Here is a 2,696-nt window from a genome sequence, read left to right on the forward strand (position 1 = left end):
CGCAACGAATTGGCGCTCCACCTCCCCGACCCCGTAGATTCTTCGTCAAGCAAGCGTACGCACGGAAGTTTCTTCGGACAGGAGCCCCCCATGAGCCTGTTTCCACTCGTCTCCCTCATGACCGACCGGCCCGACCTCGCCGTGGCCCTGAGCCGGCGCGGCTGCATCACCACGCCCACCGCTGACGCCGACGTCCTCCTCGTCGAGGCCGCGCAGGCCGGCGACGACCGGGTCCGTGACGCACTGGCCGCCGGTCGCGGCGTCGTCGTGCTCGGTGCCCCCTCGACCGCGCTGTCCGGTGTGGACGCACGGGAGGACCAGGCGCGCCAGAACGGCACCGAGGCGGGCCTGCGCCCTGCCGTACGCGTCCAGCGCGACACCGAGATCGTCGAGGACCTGCTCGCCCGGGTCGACCTGAGCGCGCTGCGCGCGACCGGCTCCCTGACCGTCGAGGCCCCGGCGCGACCGGTGGTCTCCTCCGGTGGTGCGCCCGTCGTCGCGACCACCGCCGGGGTGACCGATGAGGGTGGCCGCGCGGTCGTGCTCGCCATCGAGTCGTCGTCGCCCGCGGGTGACCAGTCGTTCGCCGAGCTCGTCCACAACGCCGTCTCGTTCGTCGCGCCCCGCCCGGTGCGCCACGCGGCCGCCTCGGACCACCCGCTGGTGACCTCCGGCGCCTGGCTCGGCCTCAAGGCCGCCGTCACCGACCTGCGGGCGCTGCAGGCCAAGGACGGGTCCGTTCCCGAGCAGGGCGACCACGCGGCCGCCGCAGCCCACGTCGGCCGCGTCGTCGCCGGCATCGAGGCGCTCTCGGCGTCCCTCCCGCACGACGCCGACTACCTCGAGGCGCTCGTCAAGGACTTCGGTCGCTGGGCCGACGGCGGCTTCGGCGTTCCCGACTTCTACGACTCGCTCGTCGCCTTCGAGCCGGCACAGCACCGCGCCGACGGCCTGGTGCACCTCGTCGTCTTCCCGATGTACACGCAGAACGGCAACCCGGCCCGCCAGGTCGAGGCCGTCCTGCTCGAGGTGATCTGGCCCGACTTCGTGGCCGAGCTCGAGGCCGGCGACTACTCCAACAAGCTGTTCCTGCCGATCCGCTTCCTCGACTTCACCGCCGGCTACGACACGAACTCGGCCGTGCTCTTCCCCGAGACGGTCGCCATGCGCGAGATCCCCACCTTCACGTGGGGCGGCATCTTCGCCGACCGCGAGGCTGCCCGCTTCCGTCGGGTCGTCTCCGAGGCGACCTCCGTCACGCGGCTCTCGCTGCCCCCGGACGCGGCGCGCCTGATCGCCGACCAGCAGCTCGCCGAGCGCGCCTTCGTCATGTGGGACCTGATCCACGACCGCACCCACATGCACGGTGACCTGCCGTTCGACCCGTTCATGATCAAGCAGCGCATGCCGTACTTCCTCTACTCGCTCGAGGAGCTGCGGTGCGACCTGACGGCGTTCCGTGAGGCGGTCAAGCTCGAGGGCGAGGGCCACCCGTACGCCCGGTTCGTGCAGTACGCCGTCCTCTTCGACCGCATCTTCCGCTTCGCCATCACCGGTGACCGCACGCGCAACTACGACGGTCTGGGGGGCCAGCTGCTCTTCGCCTGGCTGCACCAGAAGGGCGTGCTGCACTGGACCGACAACCGGCTCACCATCGAGTGGGACCGCGTCGCCGAGCCGGTGCTCGAGCTCGGCCGGGCCGTCGAGGACCTCTACTGGCGCTCGATCGACCGGCCCAAGGTCTCCCACTGGCTGGCGGCCTACGACCTCGTCGCCTCGGTGCTGACGCCGCACCCGATGTCGGCCTGGGCGCGCCACCGCGGCGGTGACCTCGCCGCCCTGCCGCTCGACGGTCCGCCGAAGGGCCTGACCGACGCGGTGCTGAACGACGAGTTCCCGCTCTCGATGTTCTACGAAGCCCTGTCGAAGAAGATGAAGGACGTCATCGAGTCGACGGCCGGCATCACCGGGACGAGCGCGTGAGCCGGACCGGCGCCGGCGGCACCGACAGGCGTGCGTCGCGCGTGGTCGTCGTCACCGGGGCCACCGGGGCCACCGGCCGCGCCACGTGCGCGGCCCTGCTCGCCCGCGGAGAGCACGTCGTCGCCGTCGGCCGCGACGAGGCCACGCTCGCCGCGCTGCGCGACGAGCTCGCCGGCGCGGGCGACGGCGCGGGCGACGGCGTGCTCGACACGCGTGTCTGCGACCTGCTCGACGCCGATGCCGTACGCGCTCTGGCCCGGGACGTCGTGTCCGCTCACGGCGGCGTCGACGCCCTCTTCCACCTGGTGGGGGGCTGGCGCGGCGGCAAGGTGTTCACCGAGTCCACCGACGACGACTGGCGCTGGCTGTCGGGCAACCTCGTCGACACGCTGCGCCACGCGACCCTCGCCCTGCACGACGACCTGCTCGCCTCGGGGCGTGGCCGCGTGGCCGTCATCGGCGCGGCCGGTGTGGCTGCCCCGACAGCCGGCAACGCGGCCTACGCCAGCGCGAAGGCTGCGGCGCAGACGTGGGTCGGGGCGCTCGCCGACTCGTTCGGCTCGGCGGAGGCCACCCCCGGATCGGCCGCCACGGTCGGTGTGGTGAAGTGGATCGGGTCCGGTCGCACGGCCACGAGCCCCGCCCGGATCGCCGACTGGCTGGTCGGGCTGCTCGACGCCGACGCCTCGGCGCTCAACGGGGCCAGCGTTCCG

The 2,696-nt window shown here is 72.8% G+C and carries 2 protein-coding genes; both read left to right on the forward strand.

Annotation, left to right across the window (positions count from 1 at the left end):
• The first annotated feature begins 630 nt into the window (after window positions 1-630).
• Complete coding sequence (locus ABD194_RS19410) at window positions 631-1,983, forward strand: DUF6421 family protein (protein WP_343994550.1); 1,353 nt, start codon at window positions 631-633, stop codon at window positions 1,981-1,983.
• The coding region (locus ABD194_RS19415) for an SDR family NAD(P)-dependent oxidoreductase (protein ID WP_343994548.1) at window positions 1,980-2,696 on the forward strand (717 nt) is incomplete at its 3' end. The genes ABD194_RS19410 and ABD194_RS19415, both read left to right, overlap by 4 nt.

This window comes from Terrabacter terrae (genome assembly GCF_039529575.1).
GTDB classification, from domain to species: Bacteria; Actinomycetota; Actinomycetes; order Actinomycetales; family Dermatophilaceae; genus Terrabacter; species Terrabacter terrae.